The 5,748-nt window shown below is 53.8% G+C and carries 1 tRNA gene and 3 rRNA genes; all 4 read left to right on the top strand.

The features are described from left to right. Positions 1-270 precede the first annotated feature (270 nt). The 4 genes from ASILVAE211_RS25480 to rrf all read left to right on the top strand — a co-directional run bounded on the left by ASILVAE211_RS25480 (position 271) and on the right by rrf (position 5,639). Positions 271-1,765: ribosomal RNA gene (locus ASILVAE211_RS25480) — 16S ribosomal RNA — on the top strand. 137 nt (positions 1,766-1,902) lie between these two features. Then, positions 1,903-1,979: transfer RNA gene (locus tag ASILVAE211_RS25475), tRNA-Ile, on the top strand. A gap of 559 nt (positions 1,980-2,538) precedes the next feature. Further along, a 23S ribosomal RNA gene (locus ASILVAE211_RS25470) occupies positions 2,539-5,278 on the top strand. Positions 5,279-5,524: 246 nt separating this feature from the next. After that, positions 5,525-5,639 (top strand): 5S ribosomal RNA (gene rrf, locus ASILVAE211_RS25465). The 16S, 23S and 5S rRNA genes sit together here with 1 tRNA gene alongside, the layout of an rRNA operon. Positions 5,640-5,748: the final 109 nt, after the last annotated feature.

Raw genomic sequence — 5,748 nt, 5'->3', positions numbered from 1 at the left:
TGGTTTTGGAAGGGATATGTTGGTGGCGCCTTGCGGTGCTGCTTTCTGATCTAGGTCGGAGAGTGGGACTAATTTAGGTTTAGGTTTTAGGTTGGCTTTTACATGGAGCTGACTTGAGAGCTTAGGCTTGAGCAAGGCGTATTGCTGATGTGTCTTACATGATTCATTACGCAACACGCTGTGCGGAGCTTGGTAAGTTTAAGGACTTGCTGGGTTTTTAATGAGTTGGATCCTTTAGTTTGTTTTTCTGGGTTTTTGGCCTGGAGGGATGAACCTGAGAGTTTGATCCTGGCTCAGAGCGAACGCTGGCGGCATGCTTAACACATGCAAGTCGTACGGGCTGTAGCAATACAGTCAGTGGCGGACGGGTGAGTAACGCGTAGGTATCTGTCCTTGGGTGGGGGATAACAGTGGGAAACTACTGCTAATACCGCATGATAACTGAGGTTTAAAGGCGCGAGTCGCCTGAGGAGGAGCCTGCGTTCGATTAGCTTGTTGGTGGGGTAAAGGCCTACCAAGGCGACGATCGATAGCTGGTCTGAGAGGATGATCAGCCACACTGGGACTGAGACACGGCCCAGACTCCTACGGGAGGCAGCAGTGGGGAATATTGGACAATGGGGGAAACCCTGATCCAGCAATGCCGCGTGGGTGAAGAAGGTTTTCGGATTGTAAAGCCCTTTTGGCGGGGACGATGATGACGGTACCCGCAGAATAAGCCCCGGCTAACTTCGTGCCAGCAGCCGCGGTAATACGAAGGGGGCTAGCGTTGCTCGGAATGACTGGGCGTAAAGGGCGCGTAGGCGGCGATCAAAGTCAGGCGTGAAATTCCTGGGCTCAACCTGGGGGCTGCGTTTGATACTTGATTGCTAGAGTGGGGAAGAGGGTCGTGGAATTCCCAGTGTAGAGGTGAAATTCGTAGATATTGGGAAGAACACCGGTGGCGAAGGCGGCGACCTGGTCCTTGACTGACGCTGAGGCGCGAAAGCGTGGGGAGCAAACAGGATTAGATACCCTGGTAGTCCACGCTGTAAACGATGTGCGCTGGATGTTGGGTAACTTAGTTACTCAGTGTCGTAGCTAACGCGATAAGCGCACCGCCTGGGGAGTACGGCCGCAAGGTTGAAACTCAAAGGAATTGACGGGGGCCCGCACAAGCGGTGGAGCATGTGGTTTAATTCGAAGCAACGCGCAGAACCTTACCAGGGCTTGACATGGGGAGGCTGTATTCAGAGATGGATATTTCCCGCAAGGGACCTCCTGCACAGGTGCTGCATGGCTGTCGTCAGCTCGTGTCGTGAGATGTTGGGTTAAGTCCCGCAACGAGCGCAACCCTCGTCTTCAGTTGCCATCAGGTTTGGCTGGGCACTCTGAAGAAACTGCCGGTGACAAGCCGGAGGAAGGTGGGGATGACGTCAAGTCCTCATGGCCCTTATGTCCTGGGCTACACACGTGCTACAATGGCGGTGACAGTGGGAAGCTAGGTCGCGAGGCCGTGCTGATCTCTAAAAGCCGTCTCAGTTCAGATTGCACTCTGCAACTCGAGTGCATGAAGGTGGAATCGCTAGTAATCGCGGATCAGCATGCCGCGGTGAATACGTTCCCGGGCCTTGTACACACCGCCCGTCACACCATGGGAGTTGGTTTGACCTTAAGCCGGTGCGCTAACTCGCAAGAGAGGCAGCCGACCACGGTCGGGTCAGCGACTGGGGTGAAGTCGTAACAAGGTAGCCGTAGGGGAACCTGCGGCTGGATCACCTCCTTTCAAGGAGCGATCCTGATGTCATTTGCTTCGGCAAATGTTTGGGATTGCTACCATAAAGTTTCTGCGGATGCAGAGACGTGCTTAGAGCCTGATCTAGATTGGGCGCCATCAACATATCCCTTCCCCGCGACGGTTTTGGGCCAGTAGCTCAGCTGGTTAGAGCACACGCTTGATAAGCGTGGGGTCGGAGGTTCAAATCCTCCCTGGCCCACCATCACTAGGTGGATGCTCTGACGAGCATTAGGAAGCGGAATGAAAGTCTTTTGGTTCTTTTCTACAGAAAAGAACAATTGCTGATTAATTTAATTAATAATTTTATTAGTTAAGTATTTCTTCTTTCTTGAAAGAAAGAAGCAAAGAACTTTCGATCCCTTCCATACGTCGCGGCTGGGACAGTGATCATGGCAGTGAGCGTTTGGGCTTCGGTTCAGGCGAGCTTTGCTATGTGTATTTCCAACCTGAGGGTTGGAAAGAAAATGTTCTTTAAATCGTGAATCAGGGTTTGGCGCATCTGCGCGAGTAAGCTGTATGTCTGACCGGACGAGGTGGTAACACCGGATCCCCGCAGCATTACTTGTTCAGAAGCGTGAGAGAATGGATGTGCACATATGTGCGTCTGTTCGGAAGGGGGATTGTTCTCGCAACGCCTCTGGAAGAGCAGCATCTGGATGGGGATAGGTCTGTTTGTCTGAAGCTTCGGCTTTGGGTGGATTGGATGGTTCCTGTGCAAGGTGGGGATGGATGCTGACTAGAGCGGCATTTGTCCACGAGGCAATGAGCATGAGAAGGGCGTTCGGTGGATGCCTTGGCACCAGGAGGCGATGAAGGACGTGGCACGCTGCGAAAAGCCATGGGGAGCCGCGAGCAGGCGTTGATCCATGGATATCCGAATGGGGAAACCCACCCAGCGATGGGTATCCTAATCTGAATACATAGGGTTAGGAGGCGAACCCGGGGAACTGAAACATCTCAGTACCCGGAGGAAAAGACATCAACAGAGATTCCGTCAGTAGTGGCGAGCGAAAGCGGATCAGGCCAGTGGTTGATGATGATTGAGCAAAACGGTCTGGAAAGTCCGGCGAGAGTGGGTGATAGCCCCGTATGCGAAGAAATCGTCATTAATCCTTGAGTAGGGCGGGACACGTGAAATCCTGTCTGAACGTAGGGGGACCACCCTCTAAGCCTAAATACTCCCTGGTGACCGATAGTGAACAAGTACCGTGAGGGAAAGGTGAAAAGCACCCCGATGAGGGGAGTGAAAGAGACCTGAAACCGGACGCCTACAAGCAGTCGGAGCCGCAACTGCGGTGACGGCGTACCTTTTGTATAATGGGTCAGCGAGTTTCTGTTTGCAGCGAGCTTAAGCCGGTAGGTGTAGGCGTAGCGAAAGCGAGTCTGAATAGGGCGACGAGTTGCAGGTAGAAGACCCGAAACCGAGTGATCTAGCCATGGCCAGGCTGAAGGTGCGGTAACACGCACTGGAGGGCCGAACCCACGCCTGTTGAAAAAGTCGGGGATGAGCTGTGGCTAGGGGTGAAAGGCCAATCAAACTCGGAAATAGCTGGTTCTCCGCGAAATCTATTGAGGTAGATCGTCGGGTGTTTACCCTGGGGGGTAGAGCACTGGATGGGCTAGGGGGGCCCAAAGCCTTACCAAACCTAACCAAACTCCGAATACCCAGAAGTATAGCCCGGCAGACAGTCCATGGGTGCTAAGGTCCGTGGACGAGAGGGAAACAGCCCAGACCGCCAGCTAAGGTCCCCAAGTTGTGGCTAAGTGGGAAAGGATGTGGGAATTCCAAAACAACCAGGAGGTTGGCTTAGAAGCAGCCATCCTTTAAAGAAAGCGTAATAGCTCACTGGTCTAATAGAAATCCTGCGCCGAAAATGTAACGGGGCTCAAGCCACACACCGAAGCTGCGGGTGTAGAGTGATCTACGCGGTAGCGGAGCGTTCTGTAGGCCTGCGAAGGGAGATGGGGTGACCCCTCCTGGAGGTATCAGAAGTGCGAATGCTGACATGAGTAGCGACAAACAGTGCGAGAAACACTGTCGCCGAAAGTCCAAGGGTTCCTGCGCAAGGTTAATCCGCGCAGGGTTAGCCGGCCCCTAAGGTGAGGGCGAAAGCCGTAGTCGATGGGAATCAGGTGAATATTCCTGAGCCTGCTGGAAGTGACGTATGCAAGATGTTGTCAGGGCTTATTGGATTGTCCTGGCTTTTGGCGCATACCGGGAAATAGCTCCAGCATATAGACCGTACCCGAAACCGACACAGGTGGACTGGTAGAGAATACCAAGGCGCTTGAGAGAACCATATCGAAGGAACTAGGCAAATTGCTCGCGTAACTTCGGGATAAGCGAGACCCGTTTGTGGGCAACCATGGGCGGGTGGCACAGAGCAGGGGGTAGCGACTGTTTAGTAAAAACACAGGGCTCTGCGAAATCGAGAGATGACGTATAGGGTCTGACGCCTGCCCGGTGCCGGAAGGTTAAGAGGAGGTGTGCAAGCACTGAATTGAAGCCCCGGTAAACGGCGGCCGTAACTATAACGGTCCTAAGGTAGCGAAATTCCTTGTCGGGTAAGTTCCGACCTGCACGAATGGCGTAACGACTTCCCCACTGTCTCCGGTATGGGCTCAGCGAAATTGAATTCCCCGTGAAGATGCGGGGTACCCGCGGTCAGACGGAAAGACCCTATGAACCTTTACTGCAGCTTTGCAGTGGCATCAGGGGAGCACTGTGTAGGATAGGTGGGAGGCTTTGAAGCCGGGGCGCTAGCTCTGGTGGAGCCATCCTTGAAATACCACCCTGGGCGCTTCTGATGTCTAACTGAGACCGGTTATCCCGGTTCAGGACCCTGCATGGTGGGCAGTTTGACTGGGGCGGTCGCCTCCCAAAGTGTAACGGAGGCGCGCGATGGTGGGCTCAGGCCGGTCGGACATCGGCTGCTGAGTGCAATGGCATAAGCCCGCCTGACTGTGAGAGCGACAGCTCGATCAGAGACGAAAGTCGGCCATAGTGATCCGGTGGTCCCGCGTGGAAGGGCCATCGCTCAACGGATAAAAGGTACTCTAGGGATAACAGGCTGATCTCCCCCAAGAGTCCACATCGACGGGGAGGTTTGGCACCTCGATGTCGGCTCATCACATCCTGGGGCTGGAGCAGGTCCCAAGGGTTCGGCTGTTCGCCGATTAAAGTGGTACGTGAGCTGGGTTTAGAACGTCGTGAGACAGTTCGGTCCCTATCTGCCGTGGGTGAAGGAGACTTGAGAGGATTTGTCCCTAGTACGAGAGGACCGGGATGAACATACCTCTGGTGCACCGGTTGTCACGCCAGTGGCACAGCCGGGTAGCTAAGTATGGACGGGATAACCGCTGAAAGCATCTAAGCGGGAAACCCACCTCAAAACTAGGTCTCCCTGAGGGTCGTGGTAGACCACCACGTCGATAGGCCGGATGTGAAAGCGCGGTAACGCGTTCAGCTAACCGGTCCTAATCACCCGATAGGCTCATTACAATTACTCACCACCTCGCACAGCAATCATCCAATCGATCGCTGTCAGATAAACACACATAAACGCACTCCATTCTCTCAAACCAAAACGCTAGAGCAGTAAGAAAGATCTTCTTTTCTATAGAAAAGAAGCAAAAGATTTTCATTCCTTAAGAAAGAAAGTTTTTTGGTTCTTTTTTCCAAAAAAGAATACCTTCCTTGCCTCGCGCCAAACCCACGTTCACCACCCAAAAGGGTGGGTTGGACGACCTGGTGGCCATAGCGGGGAGCCCGCACCCGATCCCATCCCGAACTCGGCCGTGAAAAACCCCAGCGCCCATGGTACTGCGTCTTAAGGCGCGGGAGAGTAGGTCGCCGCCAGGTCATCCAACCCACCCTTTATCTACATCCCGGTTCCAAATATCACCCACGCGGGGTGGAGCAGCCCGGTAGCTCGTCAGGCTCATAACCTGAAGGTCACAGGTTCAAATCC

The sequence above is a fragment of the Acidisoma silvae genome (assembly GCF_020618775.1).
Classification (GTDB): Bacteria; Pseudomonadota; Alphaproteobacteria; order Acetobacterales; family Acetobacteraceae; genus Acidisoma; species Acidisoma silvae.
The sequence above is the reverse complement of the archived record's forward strand: the minus strand, read 5'-3'. Positions and strand labels throughout refer to the sequence as shown.